Source organism: Rhabdothermus arcticus (assembly GCF_055382915.1).
In genome coordinates, this window is sequence record NZ_AP043808.1 from 332,272 (window position 1) to 356,690 (window position 24,419).

Genomic DNA, 24,419 nt, shown 5'->3' on the forward strand with positions numbered 1-24,419 from the left:
CGCCATGATATACCATGGCCCCGTGCCCCTTCCCGAGCCCTTTCTAAAGCGCATGGCCGAACGTCTGGGGAAGGAGGAGTTCGCGCGTTTTCTCAAGAGCCTGACCGGCCAGCCTCCCGCCCGGGGACTCAGGGTGAACACCCTGAAGCTCAACCCCGAGGCCTTTCGCGCGAAAAGCCCCTGGCCGCTCGAGCCCGTCCCCTGGTGCCCGGAGGGGTTCTACTACCCCGAGGACGCCCGCCCCGGTCCCCACCCCTACTTCTACGCCGGGCTCTACTACATCCAGGAACCCTCGGCGATGGCCGTCGGGGTGGCGCTCGACCCGCAACCCGGGGAGCGGGTGTTGGACCTCGCCGCCGCCCCTGGAGGAAAGACCACCCACCTCGCCGCGCGCATGCGGGGCGAGGGGCTCTTGATCGCCAACGAGGTGGACAAAAAGCGCGCCCGGGGGCTCTTGGAGAACGTCGAGCGCTGGGGGGCGAGGCTCGCGGTCGTCGGCGCCCCGGTCGAGCGGCTGGCGGCGCGCTGGGGAGCGAGCTTCGATCGGGTCCTGCTCGACGCCCCCTGTTCGGGGGAGGGGATGTTCCGGAAGGACCCTGCGGTCGCCGCCCACTGGGGGCCCGGCGCGCCCGCGCGCATGGCCGGGGTGCAGGCCGGCCTGATCGATGCCGCGGCGCGGCTGGTGGCCCCGGGCGGGGTGTTGGTCTACTCGACCTGCACCTTTTCCCCGGAGGAGAACGAAGGGGTCGTGGGGGCCTTCCTGGCGCGGCATCCGGAGTTCGACGTGCTGGATGCGCGGATCCATCCGAGCTTTGCCCCCGGGGTGCCGGATTGGGGGGGTGGTGATCCCAGGCTCGAGAAGACCGCCCGACTCTGGCCCCACCGGCTGCGCGGCGAGGGTCATTTCATCGCCAAGCTCACCCGCGTGGAGGGCGTTGCCGGTTCGCCCCCCAGGCTGACGCCGCCAAGGCCCAAGCAGGAGGCGCTCGCCGCGCTGCGCGCGTTCTGGGAGGCCCACGTCCGCCGGCCCCTGCCGGGGCCGCTTTGGGAACGCGACGGCCACATCTACCTGCTGCCCCCGGACCTGCCGGACCTGGCCGGGGTACGCGCGCCCGCCCCTGGGCTTTACCTTGGCCAGGCCAAGAAGCGGCGCTTCGTGCCGGCCAAGGCCCTGGCCCATGCGTTGGAGACCGGGGACGCCGGGCCAATCGCGCGTTTTTCGGCCGACGCCCCCGAACCGATGCGCTTCGTCCAGGGCGAGCCGGTGCCGTTTTCGGGAGAGGACGGCTGGTACCTGGTCACCGTTGAGCGCTTTCCCCTAGGCTGGGGACTGCTCAAGGGTGGGGTGCTACGCCCCCGGCACGCCCGGCTCTAGGGTCCGGGCTTCGGTCACGATCAGGTTGACGGGCCGGTCCCAGAGATCCCGGGGCAGCCTGGGGTAGAGGAGGGCTTCGGGGACCGCCCCGACGGTCAGGACCTCGGGGCCAAGGCCCGCGAGGAAGCGGTCGTAGAACCCCTTGCCGTGCCCCAGGCGGTACCCCGCCTCGTCGAAGGCCAGGCCGGGGACGACGACCGCGTCCAGGAGGCCCGGGGCGACCGCGGGGGTCTCGGGTTCGAGCACCCCAAACGCCCCGGGCCGCAGCGGACCCAGCGGATGCACGCCGAGCGCCTTGCCGTGGACCTTGGGGAGATAGAAGCGGGTCTTGGGCATCAGCTCGATCAGGCCCAGCAGGTCGAGCTCGTGGGGGAGGGGGGCGTAGAGGAGGACGTGGCGGCGTCCGGCGAGCGCCGCCGCGAGGCGGGGTCGGACCGCCGCGGCCAGGCGCGAAAGGTCCAGCGTCCTTCGCAGGGCCTTGGCCTGCCGGCGCAGGGCGCGCTTGTCCACGCCCTCGAGTATAGCCTCTTGACACTCTCAAAACTTAAGTGTCAAAATGCAGGAGATATGCCGGTCTACGTCTACAAGGGCTTGAAGAGCGGAAACCTCTACGAGTTCGAGCAGGGCTTTCACGACGCGCCGCTGGAGGTGCACCCCGAGACCGGGGAGCCCTTGAAGCGGATCATCACCCCGCCGGCGATCGTCTTCAAGGGCTCGGGCTGGCACGTCACCGACTACCGCCAAAAGGGTGGGGAAGCGCAAAAGAGCGGCGAGACAGCATCCAAGGCGGACGGAGACTAAGGCGGCCTGCGGGCCGCGTTTTCGTTTAGGCTTGGGGCATGGGCCTCGTCGTCCTTGCCAACCGTGAGCCGGTGCGCCGCGTCGGGGACCGCTACGAGGTCTCCGTAGGGGGGCTCGCGGCGGCCCTCTTCCCGGCGCTCAAGGCGATCGGGGGGACCTGGGTGGCCTGGAACCCGGGCGGCGGCGACGTGGCGCTCGAGGTCCAGGGGGTGCGCGTCTTGCGGGTGGGGCTCAGCCCCGCCGAGGTTCAGGGCTACTACGCGGGCTTTGCGAACCGCGCGCTCTGGCCGCTGATGCACGCGATGCTCGACAAGTTCGAGCACCGGCGCCGCTGGTGGCGCCACTACCAGGCGGTGAACCAGCGCTTCGCCGAGCGCGCCGCGGGCCTTGGCGCCGAGCGCTACTGGGTGCACGACTACCACCTGGCCCTGGTGCCCGCGCGGCTCCGGGCCCTGCGCCCCGGGGCCCGGATCGGCGTCTTCTGGCACGTGCCCTGGCCGCCCGGGGCGATCTACGCCGCCCTGCCCGAGGCCCGCGCCCTCTTCGAGGGGCTCTTGGGGGCGGATCTCGTTGGCTTTCACACCGAGGGCTACCGCCGCGCTTTCCTGGAGACCGCGGCCTCTTTGGGATTCGCCGTCGAGGGGACGGGAGTCCGCGTGGGCCCGCGTCGGGTGCAGACCGGGGTCTTTCCCATCGGCCTGGACACCGAGGGCCTCTTCGCCGAGGCCGAGGCCGCCGCGCCCTTGGCGGAGCGGATCCGGGCCGGCGATCGTGGGCGGGTGGTCTTCGTCGGCGCCGACCGGCTCGACTACACCAAGGGCATTCCCGAGCGGCTTCGGGCCTTTCGCAGGTTCCTCGCGCGCCATCCCCGTCTGCGCTCGCGGATGAGGATGCGGCTTTTGCTCTCCCCGAGCCGGGAGCGGCTCCCCGCGTACCGCGCGCTGCGGCAGGAGGTGCGGCGCTTGGCCCGGGAGCTCAAAGGGCGCTTCCCGGGGGCGCTCGAGCTGCGCATCGCCGCCCTTTCCCGGGTCGAGCTCGTCGCCCACTACCGCGCCGCCCGTTTCGCGGCGGTGACCCCCTTGCGCGACGGCATGAACCTCGTGGCCCAGGAGTTCGCCCTGGTCGGCGGAGGGATTCCCCTGTTGAGCCGCTTCGCCGGGGCCGCGGACTACCTACCCGAGGCCCTGCTCGTCAACCCCTACGACGAGGAAGGTCTGGCCGAGGCCTACGCCGAGGCACTGGTGCTTCCCGAGGACGCGCTCAAGGCGCGCAAAGCGGCCCTCATCCACCGGGTGAAGGCCCTCGACGTGCGCCACTGGGCGCGGCGGTTTTTGGAGGCCCTGGATGCAACCTCCTAAGGTCAAGGATCCCCTCTTCATCCTCGACTACGACGGCACCCTGGCCCCGATCGCGCCCCGACCGGAGGCGGCGCGACCGCACCCCGAGGTGCCCACCCTGCTCATCGCGCTGAGCCGGCGGTACCCGGTCTACCTGGTCACCGGCCGGCGGCTTTGGGACCTCGAGCGCCTCTTGCCGGTTTCCGGCCTCCCGGCCTTTGGCGTGCACGGGATGGAGGCCGGCACCCTGATGGGGCAGAGCACCTCCCGGGTCCCCGAGCATCAGCGCCTTCTCCTGGAACTGGTTCGCGAGGGCCTGCCCCGCTTCCCCGGCCTTCGCGTCGAGGACAAGGACCTGGCGATCGCCCTGCACTACCGCGGGGCCCCGGACGAAGCCGCGATCGAGGCCGCGCTGCGTCGCTGGGCAAGCACCCTGCCCGAGGGGCTCGAGGCCCTTTGGGGCAAGAAGGTGCTCGAGATCCGGCCCAAGGGGTTCGGCAAGGGGCGCATCGCCCGCGAGATCGTTGCCCGGAACCCCGAACGCACGCCCGTCGTGATCGGCGACGACGCCACCGACGAGGAGATGTTCCGCGCGCTGGAGCGGGCGGTGACGATCAAGGTGGGCCCGGGGCCGACCGCCGCCCGCTACCGTCTACCGGACGTCGACGCGGTCGTCGCCTACCTAAAGCAGTACCTCGAGGAGGATGAAGAAGAACATCCCTAGGCTGACCGCGACGTTGGCCTGAAAGAAGGCGACGTCCACCTTGGAGAGGTCATCGGGGCGCACCAGCCGGTGCTCGAACAAGAGCACCAGCCCCACGAAGAGGACCCCGAGGTGGTAGGCCAGCCCCAGGCCGAGCAGCCGGCCAACCAAAAAGAACATCACCCAGGCCAGGAAGTGGGTCGCGCGGGCGATCTTCAGCGCGGCCTCGAGGCCGAAGCGGGCGGGGATCGCCTGCACCCCGTGGCTGCGGTCGAAGGCGGCGTCCTGAGTGGCGTAGAGGATGTCGAAGCCGGCGATCCAAAGCCCCACCGCGGCCCAGAGCGCGTAGGTGGCGGGCTCGAAGCGGCCGGTGACCGCGATCCAGCCCCCGGCGGCAGCGGCCCCGATGGTCAGCCCCAGCCAGTAATGGCAGGTCCAGGTGAAGCGCTTGGTGTAGGAGTAGACGGTGAGGAAGAAGACCGCCACCGGCAGCAACGCGGCGGTCAGGGGATTGAGGTTGAAGGCGGCCAGGGCCAGCAAGAGAAAGCCCACCGCGGCCAGCAAGATCGCCTCGAGGGGCGTGATCTTGCCCTGGGGGAGGTGGCGGTTTCGGGTGCGCGGGTTGAGGGCGTCGATTTGGGCGTCGATGACCCGGTTGAGGGCCATCGCCGCAGTGCGCGCCCCGACCATCGCCACCGTGACCCAAAAAAAGACCCCGAACCCCGGCCAGCCCCGGGCGCCGAGCAGCATCCCCGCGTAGGCAAAGGGAAGGGCGAAGAGGGTGTGCTCGAAACGGACCAGTTCGAGGTAGTCGCGAAGCCGCGCGCTCACCCTTCCTGGACCTTTTGGATGCGGTTGTGCGCGTCGACGAGGACCACCTTCGGCTTGAGGGCGCGGGCCTCGTCCTCGTCGAAGAGGCCGTAAGCGACGATGATCACCAGATCCCCGGGCTGAACGAGGCGCGCCGCGGCGCCGTTCATCCCGATCACCCCCGAACCGCGCTCTCCGGCCAGGGCGTAGGTCGTGAGCCGGGCGCCGTTGGTGATGTCGTAGACGTCCACCTGTTCGAAGGGAAGGATACCCGCGGCGTCGAGCAGGTCGGCGTCGACGGTGATCGAACCGACGTAGTTGAGGTCGGCCTGGGTGACCGTCGCGCGGTGGATTTTGGCGTGGAACATCGTCCGTTTCACAGCCCCTTATTCTAGCCGGGGCGCGGGCCAATGCCATAGGGTCATTCGGGCCGTTCGGCATCGACGAAGAGGGTCTTGGCCTGGGTGTAGGTGACTGCCCCCGGCGGGCCCTTCTTGATGGGGCGCACGAACTTCTTCTTGGTGTAGTCGACGGGGGCGTGCTTTTCCCCGCGCATGCGGGAGTGAAAGGCGGCAAGGCGGGCCGCGAAGAGGAGGGCCTCGAGCGGTGGGGGCTTTCCTTGGGTGCGCAGGATGACGTGGGATCCCGGGGCACCCTGGGCGTGGAACCAGAGGTCCTCGGCCCGGGCCAGGCGCAAGAGCGCGGCGTTCTCCTTGGCGTTGCGGCCGAGCCAGACCTCGAACCCGCCGGGGGCGACGAACCGCTGGCCGATCCTGGGGCCTTCCTTGCGGGCCGCCTTGAGCCGTGCCTTGAGCGTTTTCGCGTCGGCGTTGGCCAGGGCGTTGAGCTCGCTCTCGACCCGGCGCAGGTTGGCCTCGGTGGTGGCCAGGAGGGCCTCGGCTCGACGCGCGCCCTCGGCGAGCTTCTTCGCCTTTTCAAAGTAGCGCTCGGCGTTCTTCTGCGTGGAGAGGCGCGGGTCGAGCGGGACCTCGATGGTTATGCCGGTGTGGTAGTCGAGGAGGCGGGCCTTCTCCGCCCCCTTCGGGATCTCGTGGGCGAAGGCCAGGATCAGCTCCCCGAAGCGCCGGTAGCGTTCGGCCTCCTTGCCCCGGGCGATGTTGTTGAGGTGGTCCTCGCGACGTTTTTCCAGGGCCCGCCGCTCCTTTTCCAGCGCCTCCAGCAGCGGCCGGCGCAGGGCCTCGAGCGCGCGCGCTTCGGCTTGGGCCAAAAGGTCTGCCTCGAGGTCCCGGGCGAGCTCGGGTTCTTGGACCAGGCGCTGGATCGCTTGCAGCAAGGCCCGGGCGCCGGCCTCGTCGAGGGGCGCGTTCGGGTCCAGCCCGGCGAGGGCGATGGCCTTGGCGGTGAGCTTCTTGCCAAAGCCGTCCACGACGCGGGGAAGCTCGGTGGGTGGACGGCCGAGGAGGGGTGCGAGGTCCTCGAGGGCCAGGCGCCTCGGGTCGGCCTTGGTGTAGGGCGGGGGCGGGGTGTAGGGCAGCCCCACCTTGAGCTGGCGGAAGCGGTTTTGGCTGCGGTCCACCGGGCGGTCGAGGGCCAGGATGCGGCCCTCGAGATCGGTGACGATGAGGTTGGCGTTGCGGCCGGTGGCCTCGAGGATCAGGTTGACCGGCGGCGTCTCGACGAACCCCGACGCGCCGCCAAAGCGCAGCACCACCACCCGGTCCAGGTCCCGCTGCTCGGCGGCGTGCAAGGGCCCCCGCACCCGCGCGGCCAGAAACCGCTGCAAAGGGGTTTGCGGCGGTCCCCCGGGCCTCCTTTGCTCCAGCCGCAGGTAGGGGTCCGGGGGCCGGTAGTGGAGCACCAGGTCCGGGCCCTTTTCCAGCCGGAGCACCGCGGTCCCCTCGTCGGGAAAGCCCCAGCCCTTGGTCGCGGCCGGCAGGGGAGGGAGTTCGGCGAGGGCGTGATGGAGGAGGAGGCCTTCCACGCCTTCAAGTTACCGCGGCATCGTCTCGGGACGGGTCGCGCGTTTTTCGGAGTTCGAGCAGAAACGCGGTGTGCCCGATCTGGCGGAAGGCGGGGTGGGCGACCGGCGGGCGCACGTCCCAGGTGCGGTGCTGGACCTCGAGGGTGCGGGTCTGGCGAAAGGGCAGGGCCTCGTTGCGCACGGCGTTGAGGACCTCGATGACCTGGGTAATGTTGGGGAGGTAGAGGACCAGCGGTCGCCCGGGTTTAAGCGCGGGGGCCACGTTGGGGAGGACCTTCCAGGGTTCCATCATGTCCAGGGCCACGGCGTCGTAGGCCGCCTCGGGCAGCTCGACCTCGGCCAGATCCCCGAGGAAAAAGCGCACGTTCTTCGCCCCCCAGGCCGCGACGTTGGCCTCCGCGCGGGCCTTGAACGCGGGGCGGGTCTCGTAGCTGTGCACCTCACCGTGCTCCCCGACCGCGCGGGAGAGGAAGAGGGCCAGCCCGCCGGAACCACTCCCGGCCTCGAGCACCCGCATGCCCGGCGCGAGGTCGAGCATCATCACCATCGCCGCGGCGTCCTTGGGATAAGTGACGGTGGCGCCGCGTTTCATCAGGAGGACGTAGTCTTCCAAGGTGGGCTGATACACGTAGAGGGGCTCCCCCTGATGGGTGTGCACCACCCCTCCGGGACCAGCGGCGATGATCGCGTCGTGATCCACGGCACCTCGGTGATGGGAAAAGCGGCCCCCTGGACGCAGGGCGACCAGGTAGCGGCGGCCCTTTTGGTCCTCCAGGAGCGCGAGGTCGCCGTAGGTCACGGGGCCTTGGCCGCGGCCATCGCGGCGTAGCGAACGTAGGCCTCGGGGTCGAAGGGATTGGGGAGCTTGAAGGGCCCCACGAAGACCGTGGGGGTCCCGCGGAGGCCCAGGCGCTCGGCCTCGTCGCGCATCGCTTGCACCACTTCCCGATAGGCGTCCGAGGTCAGGCAGGCCCCGAAGCGCTTCTCATCCAGGCGAAGCTCTTTGGCGATCTTCAGGTAGTTGGCCCCCTCCTTCTTGGAGAGGCGTTCGAAGAGCCGATCGTGGAAGGGCCAGAACTTGCCCTGTTCGGCGGCGCATTCCGAGGCCCGCGCGGCCTCAAAGGCGTCGGGATGGATCTCGACCAGGGGGAAGTGGCGGTACTCGAAACGGGCCACCCCCGCGTCGATGAGCGTGCGTTTGAGCTTGGGGAGCACGGTCCGCGCCAGGCGTTGGCAGTAGGGGCAGTAAAAGTCCGAATATTCCCGGATCAACGGCCCCGTGTGACCGAGGACGTGGCGGGGTTTACCGAACGCCGACTCCGGGACTTCGAAGGGCGTCACCTCGATCAGGACCTTGCCTTTTTGGATCGCGAGGGTGAGGACGTGGGCCTCGCCAAGCTGCACCTTGACCGGGCGCGGCTCCTTGGCCAGGGCGTCGCGGTTTTCGCGGAACCATTTGACGTAGGCGTCCTTGAGCTTGGGGGCACCGAGTGCGGCGGCGATGACCCTGCCCTGGGTCGCGACGTCGTCTTCGGGCCCCACGTAGCGGACCTTGTAGAGCTGGCCGCCGAGCACTTCAGTGGCCAGCACGCCTTGCTCGAGGGCCACCGGCTTGTCGGCGGGGGCCAGGTTGAGCATGGCGTAAAAGCGCTCCGGCGCGTTGCCGATTTCGGCCAGCGCCAGACCAAAGAGCACGATCAACACGAGGATGCGGTGCATGGCCTCCACTATAGAGGGCTAGAGTCTAAGAAAGTCGAGGACCTCGACGACGAACACCACCGCCCCGCCGATCTCGATGCGTCCCCCAGCCGTCTCCACCTGACGGGCCCGGGCGTAGGTGGCGAGCACCTGCTTGACCTCCTCGATCCGCGCTTCCTCGACCCCGATGAGCAGGGTTGCGTTGGGTTTGGCAAGGAACCCTCCCTCGGAGGCCAGGCGCGTGGACTGCAACCCCCGGGTGGCGAGCGCGCGCAAAACCTCTCCTGCGTCGTCTTCGTGGACGATGGCGATGACGAGCTTCATGGACCCATCCTACTTGCAGTAGGACGCCGTTCGGTCGGCCTTTACGCCGCGGTTTTGGGGCGTGGCGTGGAGGACGAAGGGCCGCGGGCCGGCCGGGAATCGGTACGCGGGGCCTCGGTGCAGGCGTAAAAACCGCGTGCGAAGCGTCACCGAGACCACCTCCCCGGCCTTGGTTTCCATGTCGAAGGGCCCGGCATAGTCGAAGCGGGGGTCGACGGGGTCCGAGCTCGGCTGCACGTCGTCGACGAGCAGGCGCCCTCGCCGGCCGCGATACGCGGTGTTCTTGGGCCGGGGCTGGCCGGACGCATCCACCGGGCAGCGACCCGCGTCGTAGGACGCGCGGTATTCCATGAGCACCCAGACCTTGGCGTCGTTTTCGGGGTCGGGGTTCAGCGCCTCGACGGGGCTGGCGTTTTTGACGTAGGCCTTCCGGCGCATCGGATAGTAGGCGAAAAAGCGAAAGCACCCGTGCTCGTCCTCGCTGCAGTTCACGCCGTCGGCGAGGGGAGGGAGGATCATCGCCAAGAAGGTGGGGCCTACCGTCCAGCGCCATCCTCCTTCGAGCGTGTTCTTGGTGGTCCACCCGGAGCGCGTCAGGCGTAGCGTGGTGCCAGGGGGCCAGACGTACCAGGCCTCCTTGACCCGGCTGGCGATGAGGTGGGTGGCGAGCTGCCCCTCGGCCAGGAGTTCATTTTTGAGCTTTAGGGTTTGGGTGGCGTAGAGGGTGCGCGTGAAGAAGGTGGTGAAGGCGGCCAGCAGGATGCTCATTACCGCGAGCGCGGCGAGGAGTTCGAGCAGGGTGAAGCCTCTTCGCATCATTTCGGCTCCGGAATGTCCAGGATGAGCTCCGCCCGAACGCGGCCGCGGGGATCGGTGACGCGCACCGTGACCCGCTTGATCGGGGCCGGCTCGCTGAGGGCACCGGGGCAGCGGGTGCTGAAGGTCAGGGGGGCTTCGGGCTTGGCGTCGGCGGAGAGCGCGTTGACCTCGATCGTCGTATGAGGGGAGAGGGTGAGTGGGGCGCAGGTCGTGTCGTAGGACGAGGGATCGCGCCAGGCCGCGCGGATGGCCTCGATCGTCTCCTGGGCCTCTGCGGTGGCCTGGGTCTGTAGCGTGGTCTCCCGGGTGAGGCCGAAGAGCGGAAGCAATCCCTGCGTCACCGCCAGCATGAGGATGGAAAAGATGCTGATCGCGATCAGCACCTCGATGAGGGTAAGGCCGTGCTCACGGGCAGGCATGGGCGATGACCACCTTTCCCGTCACCCCGATGACCCGCACGCAGGCGGCGATCGCGGGGTGGCGCCGTTGCTGAATCCGAAAGAGGACGGCCCTGGCATCGGTGACCTCACCAAAAGGGGCGCTGTAGACGATGCGTTTGAGTTTTGCCGGCGATCGCCAGCGGGTCCCGTCGCGACTGAAGGCGAGCTCGAGGTTCGCCTCAATCCGGCGCGCGTACGCCCGGAAGGGCTTGCCGTCGCGATTCTCGGCTCGCAGTTCGTAGCTCGAAGGGTCTGGAAAACGCACCTCGGCGTTCACGCTGTAGCGCTGGGCCAGGCTGCGGGCGTCCCGCAGGGCGGCCGCGAGGTCGATTGCGGCCTGGCGCGTCTCGGCCCGGAGGCGGGCGTTGCGATAGGTCGAGAACGACAGGCCCAGCAGGACGCCGAGCACCGCGAGCACGACCAGCAGTTCGAGGAGGGTGTAGCCCAAAGCTCGCATCCTATTCCCCTGGAACCTGCCGCCAGAACCCCGGCGCACCGCTCTCAACCTTCGGGGGCGACGCTGACCAGACCCCGCTCCCAAAGCGCGGGAAACCGGGCGGTGCCAGCCCCTCCAGCATGCGGCGGTCATAGGTGAGGGCCGAGCGGTAGCCGAGGAAGGCATCCTTTTTTGAGCACCTTCGCTTCCAGTTCAGCGCGCCCAGCCGGTTTTGAATCATGCCTCCGAGGAGCTTGAACGTGCCGAGGTCCTTTCTTGTGCAGCTTTGGACGCGTCGGGTCTCGATCTTGCCGCTTGCGGCCATGAGGACCGCGTGCACGGTCAGGCCTCGACCCGCTTGGTTCCATGGGCCTTTCGGGTCGAGCCAGATGTTCCTGGCGTAGAGGCCGAGCAGGTTATCGGCGGCCTTTTTGAAGTTTTCGTCGGGGCAGCGATCGACGATCTCCCGAGTGTCGCCGTCCCCGTCGCGGTCCTCGAGGTCGCGGTGGGGCGTTTTGTCACAGGCGGGCTTTTCGTACGTAAGGTCGTTGGCGATGTGCAGGTCGTAGGGCGAGGCAACGGTGAGCTGGGCGAAGGCGGCGACGGCGGGCTTGGGGGGTGTTGCGTCTTCCCAGGGACCCTGCACGAAGAAGTCGTCCCGCTCCGCGAAGATCACGCCATTGAAGGCCCCGGGGGTGAAGGTGACCAAGGTCATCGCGCCCTTTTGCTTCACCACGCGGAGGGTGGGATCGGCCTTGCTGTAGGCGAACTCGATGGACTCGTCCTTTAGGACGGGTTCGTATTTATCCCTTGGGAAGTAACAGATCCACCTGCAGGTGCACCCCTTCTTGCAACCGGGCTTCTTCAAGCCTTTGCAGGCGTTCCCGGTTTCGTCGACCAGATCGGAGGTCCTGGCCAGCAGGCCAGCGGGCAGGGGAAGGGGTCGCCAGACGCCGCCCCCGCCGCTGCTGCCGCCACCGCCCCCGCCTCCACCGCCACCCCCGCTGCCGCCTCCACCCCCGCCGCCGCCCCCGCCGCCGCCGCCACCAGGGGGGCATTTTTGCCTTCTTACCCACCTGGCTGGGTAGCGTCGGGTCTTTTTCCAGCCCACCACGCGCTTGGCGCTGATTCGGATGATCTGCGCGCCATCCTCTGCCCGGAGCTCGATGCGGTAAGTGCCAGGCCGGGCCGCATACTTGCCCACGCACTTCGTTGGTTTGGGATCCCCTTCGCGAACGGTGATGGAGCCTGCGTAGCAGAATGCGTCGGCGATGTAGATGCCCCCGGTCTGCGCGAGGTCGCGCAGGTGGTCCACCGCCTGCTTGCCGGGCATGGGGATCTTGTCGTGCTTGAAGTTCACCGCGCGCTGGAACACCCAGGGGGGATCCGGTTGACCGTTCTTGTCACCATCGACCAGCGTGCAGAGCTTGGTTTCTTTGCTAAGCGGGTTGTAGCAAAGGGGTTGACCGAGCACGTCCGTGCGGATGGGAAAGTCCGCTGAGAAGTTCCTGAAGTCCCACCAGAACCGCGGGTCGACCCCGGGCGGCGGGGTTTCGTAACCCACCATCCCATCGCCCCGCCAGTAGATCCTCGGGTCCCGCCCGCCGGAGGCACTGGTCACCGGGCCCCCGAACCAAGGCTCGGCGCCTTTTTCAAAGGCGAAGTACCCGTTGGTGTGCACCGGGCCGTCGATCACCGTGCTGTCACGGAAGACGATCATGCGCTTGGTATCGGGCTTGGCATAGGGGTTGTCGGGATTGACGATGTGCATGTGGTTAAAGAACGCGAACCAGGCGAAGTTGGGCGCGGTGATGTCCAGCTCGAGGCGGTTTTCACCTTGGTTTCCGACCTGCACCACCCGTCGGGCGAGCACCTTGCCGCCGAGGTCACGCACCTCTCCCACCGCGTAGATGCCCGCCTTTCCGCCGGGGTCGCCGAAGAGAAGGCGCACCCGCCCGTCCGCGATGACCAGCTTGGCGGGGGTGATGCCGGCGCGTGCGCCGGTAGAGACCGTGTAGACGACTTCCGTTTTGGCATCCCGCTTGAGGGTGCGGGTGAGGGCGGCGGTTGTTCCCCTGAGGACCTGGCCCCAAAAGCGCGCGGGGCTGGCAATGCCCTTCAGCGCGTAGACCGAGGGGTCGATGTGGTGAACGAAGACCGCGTACCAGCGCGCCCCGAGGTCCGCGTCGCTCAGGGTTGGGTCCTCGAGCTCACGTTCGAGGGTCGGGGCGTCCACCAGACATTCGAACGTGAAGGCCTTGTTGGGATCCAAGCCGGCGGTGATCTTCCTTAGGACCTTTGGATCCGTCGGGGATCGGGTGCCGTAGCAGAAGGCGGCCAGGTCCCTGGCGAAGGCCTCGACCGCCGGGCGTCCCGCGCCCAGATCGACCCGCGTCCGCCGCATCAACCACTCGAGCTCCCCGAGCACGGCCATCGCCTGCTCCGCGCCCGATTCGGCGGCGTACTGGGCGGTGAGCTCGACGGACTTGTTGCTGGAAAGGCTGCGATTGGAGATCGAAAGCGTTCCCACCACGACGACGACGGCGAGGAGGAGGGCGAGCGCGGCCAGCAGGGTGACCACCAGGGCAATGCCGCTCTTACGCTGCATACAGCGCCTCCTTTCGGATGCTTTACATCCCAATCGCAATGTACCCCTGCTTCAAGGAAACGCAGGGGTGATTTGACCCAAAAGGCGAAGTCGTTAGCCCTGGGTTTGAGTGAGCACCTCGAGGAGTTGAGCGTGGAGATGACCGTTGGTGGCCACGATGTAAGGCGTGCCTAAGCGGTAAGGCTGTCCCTGGAGATCGCTCACCTGTCCTCCCGCTTCCTCCACCAGCAGCCAGCCCGCGGCGACGTCCCAGGGGTTGAGCTTCATCTCCCAGAACCCCTCCAGCCTTCCCGCCGCGACGTAGGCAAGGTCGAGCGCGGCGGCGCCGGGACGGCGGACCGGCACCCCGTGGGCGATGACCCGCCGGAAGTATTCCACGGCCTCGGGCACCCGCTCGACGTCGTAGGGGAAGCCGGTGGCGTAGAGACCACGGCGAAACGCGCGAACCTCGGAGACCTGGATGCGCTGGCCGTTGAGGTAGGCCCCCTGGCCGCGAACCGCGGTAAAAAGCTCGTCCCGGGCGGTGTCCAGGACCACCCCGAGCTCGATGCGGCCGGAGACCTCGAGGGCAATGCTCACCGCGTAGACGGGAAAGCGATGGGCGAAGTTCACGGTTCCATCCAGGGGATCCACGATCCAGCGCGGGCGGTCACCGGAGGCCGCCTTCTCGCCCTCCTCCTCGCCGAGGAAGCCGTGGTCGGGGAAGCGCTTGAGCAAGTAATCGCGGATCGCCGCCTCGGCCTCGCGATCGGCTTCGGTCACCAGGTCGCTGATCACCGTCTTGCTCTCGGTGACGAACCCCTTGGCCTGGTAATAGCGGTGGATGCCCTGGGCCAGCCGGGCCGCGTGTATGGCGGCGTCGATCGCGCTCATGCCCCAAATATACGCATAAAATAGGGCCCGTGGGGTTGGGGCTTAAAGGTGAGGGGAAGGGACCGCTACCGCCGCTGCTGGCGCAGTACGTGGCCCTGCGCGACGCCTACCCCGATTACCTGCTCCTTTTCCAGGTCGGGGACTTCTACGAGGCCTTCGGGGAGGACGCGGAGCGGCTCGCCCGCGCCCTGGGGCTGGCCCTAACTCATAAGACCTCCAAGGACTTCACCACCCCGATGGCCGGCATCCCCGTGCGCAGCGCCGACGCCTACATCGAAAAGCTCCTCGAGCAGGGCTTTCGCGTCGCCGTGGCCGATCAAAAGGGCAGCCAGCCGGGTCCCGACGGTTTGGTGCCCCGGGAGGTGGTGCAGCTCATCACCCCGGGCACGGTGACCGAGGAGAACCTCCTCGCCCCGGACGCCAACTACCTCGCCGCGCTGGCCACCGGCGACGGCTACGCGTTGGCGCTTTTGGACCTTTCCACCGGTGAGTTTCGGGGGACCGAACTCCAGTCCCGCGCGGCGCTCTTCGACGAGCTCTGGCGGGCGCGCCCCCGCGAGCTCTTGCTCGCCCCCGAGCTGATGGCCAACCAGGCGCTCCTGGAGGAGCTCGGGCGGCGTTTTCCGGCGGCGGTCGCGGCCTCCGCCTTCGACGGCGACCTTGACGGCTGGGAAGAGGTCGTCGATCCCGACGCGCTCTCCCTGGGGCTCAGGCGGGCGGTGGCCGCGGCGCTGGCCTACGCTAGCGAGACCCAGCGCGGCCGGGTGCGGCAGATCCGCCGCTTTCAACGCTACGACCCGAGCGCGGCGTTGCGGCTCGATGGCGTCGCGCTGCGCACCCTCGAGGTCTTTGCCCCGACCCTGGGGGAGGGCGCCGGACGTACCCTCTTCGGGGTCCTCAACGCCACCCGGACCGCCCCCGGAAGGCGGTTGCTGCGCCGTTGGCTGGAGCGGCCTTTGGTGGATCGGGGGCCGATCGAGGCCCGGTTGGACGCGGTCGAAGCCCTGGTCCGGGCGGGCAGCCTGCGCCAGTCGGTGCGCGCCGCGCTGCACCGGGTGCACGACCTCGAGCGCCTGGCTTCCCGTCTCGCCGCCCACCGGGCCAGCCCCCGAGATCTGGTCGCCCTCGCGCGCAGTCTGGCGCTGGTCCCCGAGCTCGCCGAGGCGGTTCGCGGTGAGGCCGCGCTCGCCGCGTTGGGCCAGCGGCTGGACGGTCTGCCCGAGCTCGTCGCCCAGATTCGGGCGGCCCTGGTCGAGGCGCCGCCCCTCAAGGTCAGCGAAGGGGGGCTGATCCGGGACGGCTACGACGCCGAGCTCGACCGCCTACGCGGAGAGGCCGAGGCGGGCCGGGCCTGGATCGCCGGGCTCGAAGCCCACCTCAAGGAGGCCACCGGGATCCCCACCTTGAAGGTTGGGTACAACGCGGTCTTCGGCTACTACCTCGAGGTCACCCGGCCCTACCTGGATCGGGTGCCCGCGGATTGGCGTCCGGTGCAGACCTTAAAGGACCGCCAGCGCTATTCCCGGCCGGACTTGAAGGAGCGCGAACGCGCCATCCTGCGTGCCGAAGAGGCCGCCAAGGCCCGGGAACAGGCGGTCTTCACCGAGCTCAGGGAGGCGCTCGCGGTGCACGTGGATCGGATCTTCGACCTCGCCGGCGCCCTCGCTGAGCTCGACGTGCTCGCGGCCCTCGCCGAGAACGCCGCCCGCCATGGTTACGTCCGTCCCCGCTTTGGCGAGCGGCTTTTGATCGAGGGCGGGCGCCATCCGGTCGTCGAGCGGCAGACCAGGTTCATCGCCAACGACCTGGAGATGGACGCCTCGCGGCGGGCGCTCCTCATCACCGGACCGAACATGAGTGGGAAGTCCACCTTCCTGCGGCAGACCGCGCTGATCGCCCTGATGGCCCAGATCGGGTCCTTCGTGCCCGCGACGCGGGCGGAGCTTCCCATCTTCACCCGGATCTTCACCCGGATCGGCGCCGCTGACGACATCGCCTCCGGGCGTTCGACCTTCATGGTCGAGATGGAGGAGCTGGCCGCGATCCTGCGCGAGGCGGATGCGCGCAGCCTGGTGCTCCTGGACGAGGTGGGCCGCGGGACCTCGACCTTCGACGGGCTCTCGATCGCCTGGGCGGCGTTCGAGCAGCTCCACGATCGGGGCGCGCTGACCCTGTTTGCGACCCACTACTTCGAACTCACCGAACTCGCCGAGCGCCTGCCGCACGCGGCCAACCTGCACGTCGCGGCGCGGGAGGAGGCCGGGGGGTTGGTCTTCTACCACCAGGTTCTGCCCGGGCCGGCCTCCAAGTCCTACGGCCTCGAGGTCGCCCGGCTCGCGGGGGTCCCCAAAGAGGTGGTGGGCCGCGCGGAAGTGGTGCTAAAGGCGTTGGAAGCGCGCAGGTCGGCTAGCGATCAGGCTTTGATCGAGGAGCTTTTGGCCCTCGATCTCGACCGGATGAGTCCGCTGGAGGCGCTGCTCGTCTTGAAGCGCCTCAAGGAGCGGTTGGGGATGGTACCGAGCCCGTGATCCGCCGGCTTCCCGAGGCCCTGATCCGCGAGATCGCCGCCGGGGAGGTCATCGAGGGTCCCCGGGACGTGGTCAAGGAGCTCTTGGAGAACGCCCTCGACGCCGGCGCGGGGCGGATCGAGGTCGAGCTCTCGGCCGGGGGGAAACGGCGCGTCCTGGTGCGGGACGACGGAGCGGGCATCCCCGAAGACGAGCTGGAACTTGCGGTGGAGCGGCACGCGACCTCCAAGCTCGAGCGGCTGGACCGGATTACCACGCTGGGGTTTCGCGGCGAGGGGCTCTTCGCGATCCGCCAGGCGGCCCGGCTGCGGTTGACGAGCCGCCCCCGACGGCAGCTCGGTGGGGCCACGGTGATCGCCGAAGGGGAGAGCGTCGAGCGATTTTCCCACCCCGCCCCCGCGGGGACCGAGGTCGAGGTGACCCGGCTCTTCGCCCGGCTTCCAGCACGGCGGGCCGGTCTCTTGGAGGACAGGGCCGAAGAACGCCGGGTGCTCGCGCTGATTCAGCGCTACCTCTTGCACCACCCCGGGGTTGCCTTACGGGTGGTCGCCGACGGCGAGGAGCGCCTCCTCTTCCCTGGCGGCGGCCAGCTGGACGCGGCGCGCGCGGTCTGGGGGACGGTCGTGGCCAACCGCCTGGTGACCTTCGCCCACGGGGAGGCCGGGCGCGAGGTGGTCGGCCTCCTCTCCCGGCCCGAACTCGCCCGGCCCGGACGGGACCGGCTCTGGCTTGCGGTCAACGGCCGACCGGTGGCCTGGCCGGAGGCCCTGCTCCAGGGGCTCCTCAAGGGCTACGGGGAGCTCCTGCCCCGGGGGCAGTTTCCGGTGGGGGTCGTCAACCTGACCTGGCCGGCGGAGGAGGTGCTGGTCAACCTCGGTCCGAAGAAGGACCGGGTGCGCTTTCTAAACCCCGCTCCGGTCGCCGCCCTCTTGACCGCCGCGGTCCAGGCGCTCTTTTCCGGGTTGCGCCTGGCGCCGGCCGCCCCCGGTTTCCGGCCGGTGCTCCTGGAAGGTCCCGAGCCCCGCCACGCCTTCCCCCGCCTGAGGGTGATCGGCCGCTTCCGCGACCTCTATTTGCTCGCCGAAGCCGGAGACGAGCTCTGGATCGTGGACCAGCACGCCGCCCACGAACGGGTCCTCTACGAGGAGCTGCTGCGGCGGCTCGAGCGCGAACCACCCCTCTTGCTCAAGACCCCGGAGGTGGTCGCCCTCTCCGCTGAGGAGGCCTCCAGGCTCGAGGCCAGGCGCGCCGAGCTGAAAGCGGCGGGGTTCGAGGTCGAGGCCTTCGGGCCCGGTCGCTACCTGGTGCGGGCGGTGCCCGCGGTGCTGGCCCTGGAGCAGGAGGGGGTGCTCGAGGCGCTCCGTGTCTTTCTCGCGGAAGACAGCCTGGAGGCGGCGATGCGCCGGGTGGCGGGGCGGCTCGCCTGTCGGCCGGCGATCAAGGCCGGGCACCGCCTGGCCCGGGCCCAGGCCGACGCCCTGCTCGAGGCGCTCCGCGCCTGCGAGACCCCCTGGGTCTGTCCCCACGGCCGGCCCACCGCGCTCCGCCTAAGCGAGGTCGAGCTGGCCCGGCGCTTCGGTCGCCGCGGGCCACGGGCGACGGCCAAGGAGGTAGCGGGCCCGGCCGGCGAGGTCGAAGCGGATCCCGACGTCGGCGAACCCCAACGCGGTAAGCTCCGCCGCAAGTAAGTGGACGTTGCGGGGATCGAGCTCGAGGAGGAGTCGTCCCCCCGGCTTGAGGGCTGTGGCCGCCGCACGGGCCAGCGGGCGGGCCACGGCGAGCCCGTCCTCGCCGGCGTAGAGGGCGTGGGGCGGTTCGTGGGCGAGCTCGGGCGGGGCCTGCGCTTGGTCGCTCTCGGGGAGGTAGGGGGGGTTGGCCAGGATCACGTCCAGATCGCCGAGCCCCCCGGTGAAGGGGGCGTGGAGGAACCCTACCTCAAGGCCCAGACGCCGCGCGTTGGCTCGGGCCAGCTCGAGCGCCCGGGCGTCGGTCTCGGTGGCGAAGACCTCGGCGTCGGGGCGATGGTGCTTGATCGCCAGCGCGATCGCCCCGCTCCCGGTGCCCACGTCGAGGACCCGGGGGCGGGAGGTGCCCGCGAGGGCGTGAAGGGCAAGCTCGACCAGACCCTCGGTCTCCGGACGGGGGATCAGGGCCCCTTGGCGGACCTCAAGGGGCAGGCCGAAGAACTCGGTCACGCCGATCAAGCGCTGGAGCGGGACGCCCGATTTGCGGGCCCGGGCAAGGGCCTGCACCCGCTCCCAGGCGGGTGGGGGCAGGGGCGCCCGGAGGCTTGCGTAGAACGCGGGCCGGGCCTCCCCGAGCACGTGCAGCAAGAGCGCCTCCGCCTCGTGGCGGGGGAGGGTCTCGCGGAGTCGGGCAAGCGCTTCGGCCCGGGTCAAGCCTCTTCGCGGCGGGGGAAGACGACGACGTGGCGGTCCTCGCCCTGGCCCTGGGATTCGGTGTAGACCTCGGGGTGGTCCTTGAGGGCGACGTGAATCGCGCGGCGTTCGGCGGGGGTCATCGGCGGCAGGGGAACCGCCTCGCCGGTTTCCCGGGCCAGCCTGGCGGCCTCCATCGCCCGGGCCACTGCCTTGTCTGCCCGGCGCTTCTTGTAGCCCGCGGCGTCGATCAGGACCCGGTAGCGGTGGCCGAAGCGTCGCGAGAGCACCGCGTTGGTCAGCGTCTCTAGCGCCCTCAAGGTGCGGCCTTCCTTGCCGATCAGGCGGCCCAGGTCGCCGCCGAAGACCTCGACGTAGAGGTAGTCGTCCTCCTGGCGGACCTCCAGGGTGTAGGCCGGGTCCAGGTAGAGGAAGAGCCCGACCAGAAAGTGCTCGACGACCTCCACCGGGTTCCCGGCCTCGGTCGCGGCCTCCTCGGGTTCGGCCCGCTCCAGCGCCGGGGCTTCGAGGGCCTCGGCGTCCTCGCCCTCGAGCCCCAGGCCCTCGAGGAGGTCGTCCAGGTTTTTCTTCTTCTCCGCCATGCTTCTATTATCCCCCCGCGGGGGCGGCGCCGAGCTGTTTGTTGATCAGCCACTGCTGCACCAGGCCGATCAGGGTGGAGAAGACCCAGTAGAGCGTCACCCCGGAGGGGAACTGCAGGATCAGGTAGACGAAGATCAGGTTCATGAAGAGCGCCTGGCGCAGCTGGTCCTTGTTGCCCTGGGACATCAGCAGCGTCTGGGCGATCATCACCAGAACGTAGAGCACGGGAAGGATGTAGTAGGGATCGGGTAGGGAGAGGTCGGGGAGCCAGAGGAAGCCCTCGTTGAACTCGTAGTTGGCGATGACCCGCCAGAGAATGAAGAGGATCGGCAGCTGGATGATCATCGGCAGGCAGCCCGCCGCCGGGTTGACCTTGTGCTCCGCGTAGAGCTCCATCAAGGCCTTGTTCTTCTTTTCCGGGTCGTCCTTGTACTTCTTGTTCAGCTCGTCGACCAGCGGTTTTAGCCGCTGCATCGCGGTCATCGACTTGAACTGCTGGTGCATCAGCGGCCAGATCGCGAGCCGCACCGCCAGGGTGAGGAGCAAAATGGCCAGCCCCCAGTTCCCGGTGAGGCCGTGGAAGAACTCGAGCAGGGCCAGGATCCAAAGCGCGAGCTTACCCCAGAGGTTGGGGGTGAAGAGGCCGGGAAGGTCCAAGAGCCCCTCGACGTGGTAACGGACGAGCTCGTTCTGACCGCCGTAGAGCTTGAGCGCGGAACGCCCCGAGGCGAGGGAGACGGTGATCACCGCGCCCCCGTTTCGCTTGGTCAGGGCCATCGGGAGGGGGGCGTCGGACCAGGCGACGAAGGCGTAGCCCCGGGTCGGCTGGCTTTGGATCGCCGCGTAGCGCGCAGGGCCCTCGCCGCTTTCGCGGGGAGCGGTTTCGCCAGCCAGGAGGAGTTTGGTGGTGGGGCGCTCGGTCCCCCCGATGCCGCTCAAGCGAAAGCGTGCGGGGGCGTTGAGCTCGGTCTCGACCCGGATCGTGTAGTGGCTGGGGCTGATGCGGTAGAGGAGCGTGCCCTCGGGGCTTTGAAAGCGCGCGACCAGCTGCCCCCCCTCCTCGAAAAAGCGCGCGTTCTTCGGCTCGAAGCCGACGAGGCCGGGAAGCCCCAGCGCGGGTTTGATCAGGTTAAGGGCCCGGGCGTAGTCCTTGATCACCCGCCCCTTGACCCGTTTGACGTACCAGCCAACGATCTGGCCCGTTCCGTCGAAGGCCAGGTCCATGAGGTTGGTGATCGCGACGTGCTCGGGGGTGCCGTCGCCGTTGACGTCGGCGGTCCGCCATTCGGCCTTGAGGGCCAGGACGGGGCTTAGGAGCAAGAACAGGGCGATGATCCAGCGCTTCATTGGGGCTTCCTCTTTCCGATCGTGAACTCCATGGGGACGGGGTCGTACCCTCCGGGGTGGAAGGGGTGGCAGCGGAGGATGCGCCGGGTGGCAAGATAGCCACCTTTGAGGGCACCGTGGCGCGACACCGCCTCGTAGGCGTAGCTCGAGCAGCTTGGGTAAAACCGGCAGGTCCGCGGCTTGATCGGCGAGATCCAGCGCTGGTAGAGGCGGATGAGGCCGAGCAGAACGGCGCGCATAACGGCGAACATTTTAACCCCCTACCCGGAGAGCATGCCGGCCTTGACCAGCGCCTGGCGCAGGTCCTTTGCGAGCTCGGCGAAGCTGGCCTCGGCCGCCTGAGGCTGGGCGATGACCATCAGCTCCCCGGGGGGGAGGTGGCTTTGGCGCAGGACCTCGCGCAGGCGGCGCTTGACCTTGTTGCGCACCACCGCTTTGCCGACCTTTTTGGAGACCACGATCCCCACCCGCGGCGGGCCCTGCTTCAAGGGCCGCCAGCGCACGCTGACCAGGCGCCCCCGCGCCGCGCGGCCCTTCTTGGCCCGGCGAAACGCGGCGTCGCCCTTCAGCGAGGCGAAGCGGGTCAAACCGCCAGGCGCTTGCGCCCTTTGCGACGGCGGCGGGCGAGGACCTTGCGGCCGCTCCGGGTCTTCATGCGCACGCGAAATCCGTGGGTCTTCTGCCGTTTGCGGCGGTTGGGTTGCCAGGTTCGCTTCATGGTTCCCTCCTCGGTGCGGGTGGCTGCACCCGCCAGCCTCCAAAGCTTAGCATGCCGCTTTATTCCTTGACAAACGGGCTTTTGCCGGCTAGGCTATGTCTTGCGTCTGCCGGGATGGCGGAATTGGTAGACGCGCATGATTCAGGGTCATGTGCCCGCAAGGGCGTGTGGGTTCGAGTCCCACTCCCGGCACCAAACGCCCCCAGCGCGGGGGCTTTTTGTTTTGCTTAAAATGGCGGCCATGAAGCGCGTGTTCTCCGGCATTCAACCCTCCGGGGAGATCCACATCGGCAACTACCTGGGGGCGATCAAGAACTGGATCCGCCTGGGGGAGCGCCTGGGCAAGGACGCGATCTTTTCCATCGTCGACTACCACGCGATCACCCAGGCCTACGACCCCGCCCTTTTGGCCAAGCGCACCTTCGAGGCCGCGCTGGCCAACATCGCCGCCGGGCTGGATCCCGAGCGGGTCACCCTCTTCGTGCAGTCCCACGTGCCCGAGCACACCGAGCTGGCCTGGGTCTTCACCACCCAGACCCCGGTGGGGGACCTGACCCGGATGACCCAGTTCAAGGACAAGGCCAAGCGCCAGACCTTCGTGGGGGCCGGCCTCCTGATGTACCCGGTGTTGCAGGCCGCGGACATCCTGCTCTACAAGGCGGACACCGTGCCGGTGGGGGAGGACCAGCTCCAGCACATCGAGCTGACGCGGGAGATCGCCCGTCGCTTCAACGCCCGGTTCGGCCCCACCTTCCCCGAGCCCCAGGCGCTTTTAAACAAGAACGCGCCCCGGGTTCCGGGGATCGATGGCAAGGCCAAGATGTCCAAGTCGGTGGGCAACACGATCGGGATCCTGGAACCCCCGGACTCGATCTGGGAGAAGCTGCGCACCGCCCCCACCGATCCGGCCCGGGTGCGGCGTTCCGACCCTGGGGAGCCGACGCGCTGCTTGATCTGGCGCTACCACACCTATTTCTCGCCGCCCTCGCTGGTCAAGGAGGTGGTGGAGCCCGAGTGCCGTCGCGCCGGGATCGGTTGCGTGGCGTGCAAGCGGCTGCTCTTCGACGCGATGATGAAGGAGCTGGGTCCGATCCAGGAGCGCGGGGCCTACCTCAGGGCCCATCCCGAGGTGGTGATGGACGCGCTCGAGGACGGACGCAAGACCGCCGCGAAGGTCGCCGAACCGGTGATGGAGGAGGTCCGGGAGAAGATCGGCTTGTTGCGTCCGGTGGGGGCGAAGGTTCCGCGGGTATAGTGGCGACATGAGCGTTTCCGTGGGCGATCTCGCGCCGGACTTCGAGCTGGTGGATCAGGAAGGGCGGCCTCATCGCCTTTCCGATTACCGTGGCCGATACGTGGTGCTCTACTTCTACCCCAAGGACTTCACCCCCGGCTGCACCCGCGAGGCCAAGGCCTTCAACGAGGCTCTGGCCGCCCTCGATGCCGAGGGCGCGGTGGTGCTCGGCATCAGCGCCGACGACGCGGCGACCCACCGCCGCTTCGCCGAGTCTTTGGGGGTGCGCTTTCCCCTGCTCGCGGACCCGGAGAAGAAGGTCATCCGGGCCTACGGCGCCTGGGGGGTGAAGAACCTCTACGGCAAAAAGGTCGAGGGCACCCAGCGCCACACCTTCGTGATCGGGCCCGACGGCCGGGTCCTGAAGGTGATCAAGCGGGCCAAGCCGGAGGAGCACGTGCAAAAGGCCTTGGCCGTGATCCGGGAGGCCAAGGGTGTCGCTTGAGGCCTATAAGGCCCAGGCCGCGCGCGCGGCCCTGCGCCATGTCAGGAGCGGGATGCGGGTGGGGCTGGGCACCGGAAGCACCGCGCGCTACTTCATCGAGGCACTAGGGGCCGCCTTGCGCGAAGGGCGGCTCGAGGACGTCGTCGGCGTACCCACCTCCAAGGCGACCGAGGCCCTGGCGTGCAAGGCGGGCATCCCGCTCGAGGCGCTGGGACCCGAGGGCGTGGACCTCGCGGTCGACGGGGCCGACGAGGTGGCCCCCGACCTCACCCTGATCAAGGGCGGGGGCGGGGCGCTCTTGGGGGAGAAGATCGTTGAGGCGGCGGCCGCCCGCTTCGTGGTGATCGCCGACCACACCAAGGCGGTGGAGGTCCTCGGGGAGCGCGTGCGGTTGCCCGTGGAGGTGGTGCCTTTCGGCGCCGCGCGCACCCTCGCCGAGATCGAGGCCCTCGGGGGCCGGCCCGAGCTGCGAAAAGCGGCGGGCCAGCCCTTCGAGACCGACCACGGCCACTTCGTTGCCGACGTGGACTTTGGCCCGATCGGAGATCCCGCGGGGCTCGAGGCCTTGCTCTCGGCGATCCCCGGGGTGGTGACCTCTGGGCTCTTCGTGGGGATGGCCGATCTCGCCTACCTCGCCGGGCCAAAGGGGATCGAGGTGCGATGCCGGTAAAAAAGATCAAGCTCAGCCTCACCGGTCCTCCTCCTGAGGCGATTCCCGAGTCGGTCTTCTCCCGGGTGCGCTCTTGGATGCAGGAGAAGGGGGTGGGCGAGGTCTGGTTGGAGCCGGTGGCCGCGGGCTACGGGATCCGCTTTAACCTCTTCTTGCCCAGCCCCGGGGTCTACCTCCCCGAGGACGCGCTTTCGGACCCCGAGCAGCTCTTGGAGACCCTCGAGCAGGCGCTTAATATTTATTACGAGGAGCTTAACCTTCGTGAGTAAG

27 protein-coding genes, 1 tRNA gene and 1 pseudogene are annotated in these 24,419 nt (G+C 68.9%); 11 read left to right on the forward strand and 18 right to left on the reverse strand.

What is annotated here, in order from left to right; translation table 11 throughout:
* Positions 1-4 precede the first annotated feature (4 nt).
* On the forward strand, positions 5-1,375 hold the full coding sequence (gene rsmF, locus ACZ48Y_RS01855; RefSeq protein ID WP_464741603.1) for a 16S rRNA (cytosine(1407)-C(5))-methyltransferase RsmF: 1,371 nt from the start codon (positions 5-7) through the stop codon (positions 1,373-1,375).
* Here the strand turns inward: rsmF and ACZ48Y_RS01860 are convergent.
* Positions 1,349-1,885 (reverse strand): 5-formyltetrahydrofolate cyclo-ligase, encoded by a 537-nt coding sequence (locus ACZ48Y_RS01860; protein ID WP_464741605.1) that lies wholly within the window; start codon positions 1,883-1,885, stop codon positions 1,349-1,351. The genes rsmF and ACZ48Y_RS01860 overlap by 27 nt on opposite strands.
* Before the next feature lie 57 nt (positions 1,886-1,942).
* On the opposite strand from ACZ48Y_RS01860, the gene ACZ48Y_RS01865 reads away from it, so the two are divergent.
* The 3 genes from ACZ48Y_RS01865 to otsB are packed head-to-tail and all read left to right on the forward strand — an operon-like array spanning position 1,943 to position 4,237.
* Entirely contained in the window at positions 1,943-2,176 is a 234-nt protein-coding gene (locus tag ACZ48Y_RS01865; protein WP_464741607.1) for an FmdB family zinc ribbon protein, read from the forward strand.
* Positions 2,177-2,214: 38 nt separating this feature from the next.
* On the forward strand, positions 2,215-3,534 hold the full coding sequence (locus tag ACZ48Y_RS01870) for an alpha,alpha-trehalose-phosphate synthase (UDP-forming) (protein WP_464741609.1): 1,320 nt from the start codon (positions 2,215-2,217) through the stop codon (positions 3,532-3,534).
* Entirely contained in the window at positions 3,521-4,237 is a 717-nt protein-coding gene (gene otsB / locus ACZ48Y_RS01875) for a trehalose-phosphatase (protein ID WP_464741611.1), read from the forward strand. The genes ACZ48Y_RS01870 and otsB overlap by 14 nt, the downstream gene beginning before the upstream one ends.
* Here otsB and mqnP read toward each other — a convergent pair.
* The 11 genes from mqnP to ACZ48Y_RS01930 form a co-directional block, all read right to left on the reverse strand.
* On the reverse strand, positions 4,196-5,047 hold the full coding sequence (gene mqnP, locus ACZ48Y_RS01880) for a menaquinone biosynthesis prenyltransferase MqnP (RefSeq protein ID WP_464741613.1): 852 nt from the start codon (positions 5,045-5,047) through the stop codon (positions 4,196-4,198). The genes otsB and mqnP overlap by 42 nt on opposite strands.
* Positions 5,044-5,394 (reverse strand): aspartate 1-decarboxylase, encoded by a 351-nt coding sequence (gene panD / locus ACZ48Y_RS01885; protein WP_464742766.1) that lies wholly within the window; start codon positions 5,392-5,394, stop codon positions 5,044-5,046. The genes mqnP and panD overlap by 4 nt, the downstream gene beginning before the upstream one ends.
* 53 nt (positions 5,395-5,447) lie before the next feature.
* Positions 5,448-6,968: an Rqc2 family fibronectin-binding protein gene (locus ACZ48Y_RS01890; protein WP_464741615.1), complete on the reverse strand. Its 1,521-nt coding sequence runs from the start codon at positions 6,966-6,968 to the stop codon at positions 5,448-5,450.
* Between the two features lie 4 nt (positions 6,969-6,972).
* A complete protein-coding gene (locus ACZ48Y_RS01895) occupies positions 6,973-7,767 on the reverse strand; it encodes a tRNA (adenine-N1)-methyltransferase (RefSeq protein WP_464741617.1) in 795 nt (264 codons plus the stop codon).
* A complete protein-coding gene (locus ACZ48Y_RS01900) occupies positions 7,764-8,687 on the reverse strand; it encodes a DsbA family protein (protein WP_464741619.1) in 924 nt (307 codons plus the stop codon). Before ACZ48Y_RS01900 ends, ACZ48Y_RS01895 begins: the two co-directional genes overlap by 4 nt.
* An 18-nt stretch (positions 8,688-8,705) precedes the next feature.
* Positions 8,706-8,990 carry a cyclic-di-AMP receptor gene (locus tag ACZ48Y_RS01905; RefSeq protein ID WP_464741621.1) on the reverse strand — a complete coding sequence of 95 codons (285 nt, stop codon included), beginning with the start codon at positions 8,988-8,990 and terminating at the stop codon, positions 8,706-8,708.
* Between the two features lie 9 nt (positions 8,991-8,999).
* Entirely contained in the window at positions 9,000-9,806 is an 807-nt protein-coding gene (locus ACZ48Y_RS01910; protein ID WP_464741623.1) for a prepilin-type N-terminal cleavage/methylation domain-containing protein, read from the reverse strand.
* Positions 9,806-10,228 (reverse strand): type IV pilus modification PilV family protein, encoded by a 423-nt coding sequence (locus tag ACZ48Y_RS01915; protein WP_464741625.1) that lies wholly within the window; start codon positions 10,226-10,228, stop codon positions 9,806-9,808. Before ACZ48Y_RS01915 ends, ACZ48Y_RS01910 begins: the two co-directional genes overlap by 1 nt.
* Entirely contained in the window at positions 10,215-10,697 is a 483-nt protein-coding gene (locus ACZ48Y_RS01920) for a prepilin-type N-terminal cleavage/methylation domain-containing protein (protein ID WP_464741627.1), read from the reverse strand. Before ACZ48Y_RS01920 ends, ACZ48Y_RS01915 begins: the two co-directional genes overlap by 14 nt.
* Positions 10,698-10,707: 10 nt before the next feature.
* A complete protein-coding gene (locus ACZ48Y_RS01925; RefSeq protein WP_464741629.1) occupies positions 10,708-13,293 on the reverse strand; it encodes a hypothetical protein in 2,586 nt (861 codons plus the stop codon).
* Positions 13,294-13,386: 93 nt separating this feature from the next.
* Positions 13,387-14,166 carry an inositol monophosphatase family protein gene (locus ACZ48Y_RS01930; RefSeq protein ID WP_464741631.1) on the reverse strand — a complete coding sequence of 260 codons (780 nt, stop codon included), beginning with the start codon at positions 14,164-14,166 and terminating at the stop codon, positions 13,387-13,389.
* Positions 14,167-14,195: 29 nt separating this feature from the next.
* On the opposite strand from ACZ48Y_RS01930, the gene mutS reads away from it, so the two are divergent.
* Positions 14,196-16,694 (forward strand): DNA mismatch repair protein MutS, encoded by a 2,499-nt coding sequence (gene mutS, locus ACZ48Y_RS01935; RefSeq protein WP_464741633.1) that lies wholly within the window; start codon positions 14,196-14,198, stop codon positions 16,692-16,694.
* Positions 16,691-18,382, forward strand: a complete 1,692-nt coding sequence (gene mutL, locus ACZ48Y_RS01940; RefSeq protein ID WP_464741635.1) for a DNA mismatch repair endonuclease MutL — start codon at positions 16,691-16,693, stop codon at positions 18,380-18,382. Before mutS ends, mutL begins: the two co-directional genes overlap by 4 nt.
* Here mutL and prmC read toward each other — a convergent pair.
* From prmC to rpmH, 6 genes and pseudogenes are all read right to left on the reverse strand, one after another.
* A pseudogene (prmC, locus tag ACZ48Y_RS01945) lies at positions 18,353-19,093 on the reverse strand (peptide chain release factor N(5)-glutamine methyltransferase); the annotation flags it as partial. The gene mutL and the pseudogene prmC overlap by 30 nt on opposite strands.
* Positions 19,090-19,674: a Jag family protein gene (locus tag ACZ48Y_RS01950; protein ID WP_464741637.1), complete on the reverse strand. Its 585-nt coding sequence runs from the start codon at positions 19,672-19,674 to the stop codon at positions 19,090-19,092. The pseudogene prmC and the gene ACZ48Y_RS01950, both read right to left, overlap by 4 nt.
* A gap of 7 nt (positions 19,675-19,681) precedes the next feature.
* Entirely contained in the window at positions 19,682-21,022 is a 1,341-nt protein-coding gene (locus ACZ48Y_RS01955) for a YidC/Oxa1 family membrane protein insertase (RefSeq protein ID WP_464741639.1), read from the reverse strand.
* The gene (gene yidD / locus ACZ48Y_RS01960) at positions 21,019-21,261 is read right to left on the reverse strand and encodes a membrane protein insertion efficiency factor YidD (protein WP_464741641.1); all 243 of its coding nucleotides are present in this window, start codon (positions 21,259-21,261) and stop codon (positions 21,019-21,021) included. Before yidD ends, ACZ48Y_RS01955 begins: the two co-directional genes overlap by 4 nt.
* A gap of 21 nt (positions 21,262-21,282) precedes the next feature.
* Positions 21,283-21,609 (reverse strand): ribonuclease P protein component, encoded by a 327-nt coding sequence (gene rnpA, locus ACZ48Y_RS01965; RefSeq protein WP_464741643.1) that lies wholly within the window; start codon positions 21,607-21,609, stop codon positions 21,283-21,285.
* On the reverse strand, positions 21,606-21,740 hold the full coding sequence (rpmH, locus tag ACZ48Y_RS01970; RefSeq protein WP_464741645.1) for a 50S ribosomal protein L34: 135 nt from the start codon (positions 21,738-21,740) through the stop codon (positions 21,606-21,608). Before rpmH ends, rnpA begins: the two co-directional genes overlap by 4 nt.
* A 108-nt stretch (positions 21,741-21,848) precedes the next feature.
* Between rpmH and ACZ48Y_RS01975 the strand changes: the two genes are divergently transcribed.
* The 5 genes from ACZ48Y_RS01975 (at position 21,849) to ACZ48Y_RS01995 (ending at position 24,418) form a co-directional block, all read left to right on the forward strand.
* Positions 21,849-21,935, forward strand: a tRNA-Leu gene (locus tag ACZ48Y_RS01975).
* A 46-nt stretch (positions 21,936-21,981) separates the two neighbouring features.
* Positions 21,982-22,995 carry a tryptophan--tRNA ligase gene (gene trpS / locus ACZ48Y_RS01980; RefSeq protein WP_464741647.1) on the forward strand — a complete coding sequence of 338 codons (1,014 nt, stop codon included), beginning with the start codon at positions 21,982-21,984 and terminating at the stop codon, positions 22,993-22,995.
* 7 nt (positions 22,996-23,002) lie between these two features.
* Positions 23,003-23,479 (forward strand): peroxiredoxin, encoded by a 477-nt coding sequence (locus ACZ48Y_RS01985; protein WP_464741649.1) that lies wholly within the window; start codon positions 23,003-23,005, stop codon positions 23,477-23,479.
* Between the two features lie 52 nt (positions 23,480-23,531).
* A complete protein-coding gene (gene rpiA, locus ACZ48Y_RS01990; protein ID WP_464742768.1) occupies positions 23,532-24,149 on the forward strand; it encodes a ribose-5-phosphate isomerase RpiA in 618 nt (205 codons plus the stop codon).
* Entirely contained in the window at positions 24,140-24,418 is a 279-nt protein-coding gene (locus ACZ48Y_RS01995; RefSeq protein ID WP_464741651.1) for a hypothetical protein, read from the forward strand. Before rpiA ends, ACZ48Y_RS01995 begins: the two co-directional genes overlap by 10 nt.
* Position 24,419 lies beyond the last annotated feature (1 nt).

Coding starts and splice junctions, on each gene's coding strand:
- ACZ48Y_RS01910 (WP_464741623.1), bottom strand. CDS start 9,806: ATGCGAAGAGGCTTCACCCTGCTCGAACTCCTCGCCGCGCTCGCGGTA.
- ACZ48Y_RS01925 (WP_464741629.1), bottom strand. CDS start 13,293: ATGCAGCGTAAGAGCGGCATTGCCCTGGTGGTCACCCTGCTGGCCGCG.
- ACZ48Y_RS01905 (WP_464741621.1), bottom strand. CDS start 8,990: ATGAAGCTCGTCATCGCCATCGTCCACGAAGACGACGCAGGAGAGGTT.
- ACZ48Y_RS01900 (WP_464741619.1), bottom strand. CDS start 8,687: ATGCACCGCATCCTCGTGTTGATCGTGCTCTTTGGTCTGGCGCTGGCC.
- ACZ48Y_RS01930 (WP_464741631.1), bottom strand. CDS start 14,166: ATGAGCGCGATCGACGCCGCCATACACGCGGCCCGGCTGGCCCAGGGC.
- ACZ48Y_RS01950 (WP_464741637.1), bottom strand. CDS start 19,674: ATGGCGGAGAAGAAGAAAAACCTGGACGACCTCCTCGAGGGCCTGGGG.
- ACZ48Y_RS01865 (WP_464741607.1), top strand. CDS start 1,943: ATGCCGGTCTACGTCTACAAGGGCTTGAAGAGCGGAAACCTCTACGAG.
- ACZ48Y_RS01985 (WP_464741649.1), top strand. CDS start 23,003: ATGAGCGTTTCCGTGGGCGATCTCGCGCCGGACTTCGAGCTGGTGGAT.
- rpiA (WP_464742768.1), top strand. CDS start 23,532: ATGCGGGTGGGGCTGGGCACCGGAAGCACCGCGCGCTACTTCATCGAG.
- ACZ48Y_RS01915 (WP_464741625.1), bottom strand. CDS start 10,228: ATGCCTGCCCGTGAGCACGGCCTTACCCTCATCGAGGTGCTGATCGCG.
- ACZ48Y_RS01995 (WP_464741651.1), top strand. CDS start 24,140: ATGCCGGTAAAAAAGATCAAGCTCAGCCTCACCGGTCCTCCTCCTGAG.
- trpS (WP_464741647.1), top strand. CDS start 21,982: ATGAAGCGCGTGTTCTCCGGCATTCAACCCTCCGGGGAGATCCACATC.
- rsmF (WP_464741603.1), top strand. CDS start 5: ATGATATACCATGGCCCCGTGCCCCTTCCCGAGCCCTTTCTAAAGCGC.
- panD (WP_464742766.1), bottom strand. CDS start 5,394: ATGTTCCACGCCAAAATCCACCGCGCGACGGTCACCCAGGCCGACCTC.
- ACZ48Y_RS01955 (WP_464741639.1), bottom strand. CDS start 21,022: ATGAAGCGCTGGATCATCGCCCTGTTCTTGCTCCTAAGCCCCGTCCTG.
- yidD (WP_464741641.1), bottom strand. CDS start 21,261: ATGCGCGCCGTTCTGCTCGGCCTCATCCGCCTCTACCAGCGCTGGATC.
- rpmH (WP_464741645.1), bottom strand. CDS start 21,740: ATGAAGCGAACCTGGCAACCCAACCGCCGCAAACGGCAGAAGACCCAC.
- otsB (WP_464741611.1), top strand. CDS start 3,521: ATGCAACCTCCTAAGGTCAAGGATCCCCTCTTCATCCTCGACTACGAC.
- ACZ48Y_RS01870 (WP_464741609.1), top strand. CDS start 2,215: ATGGGCCTCGTCGTCCTTGCCAACCGTGAGCCGGTGCGCCGCGTCGGG.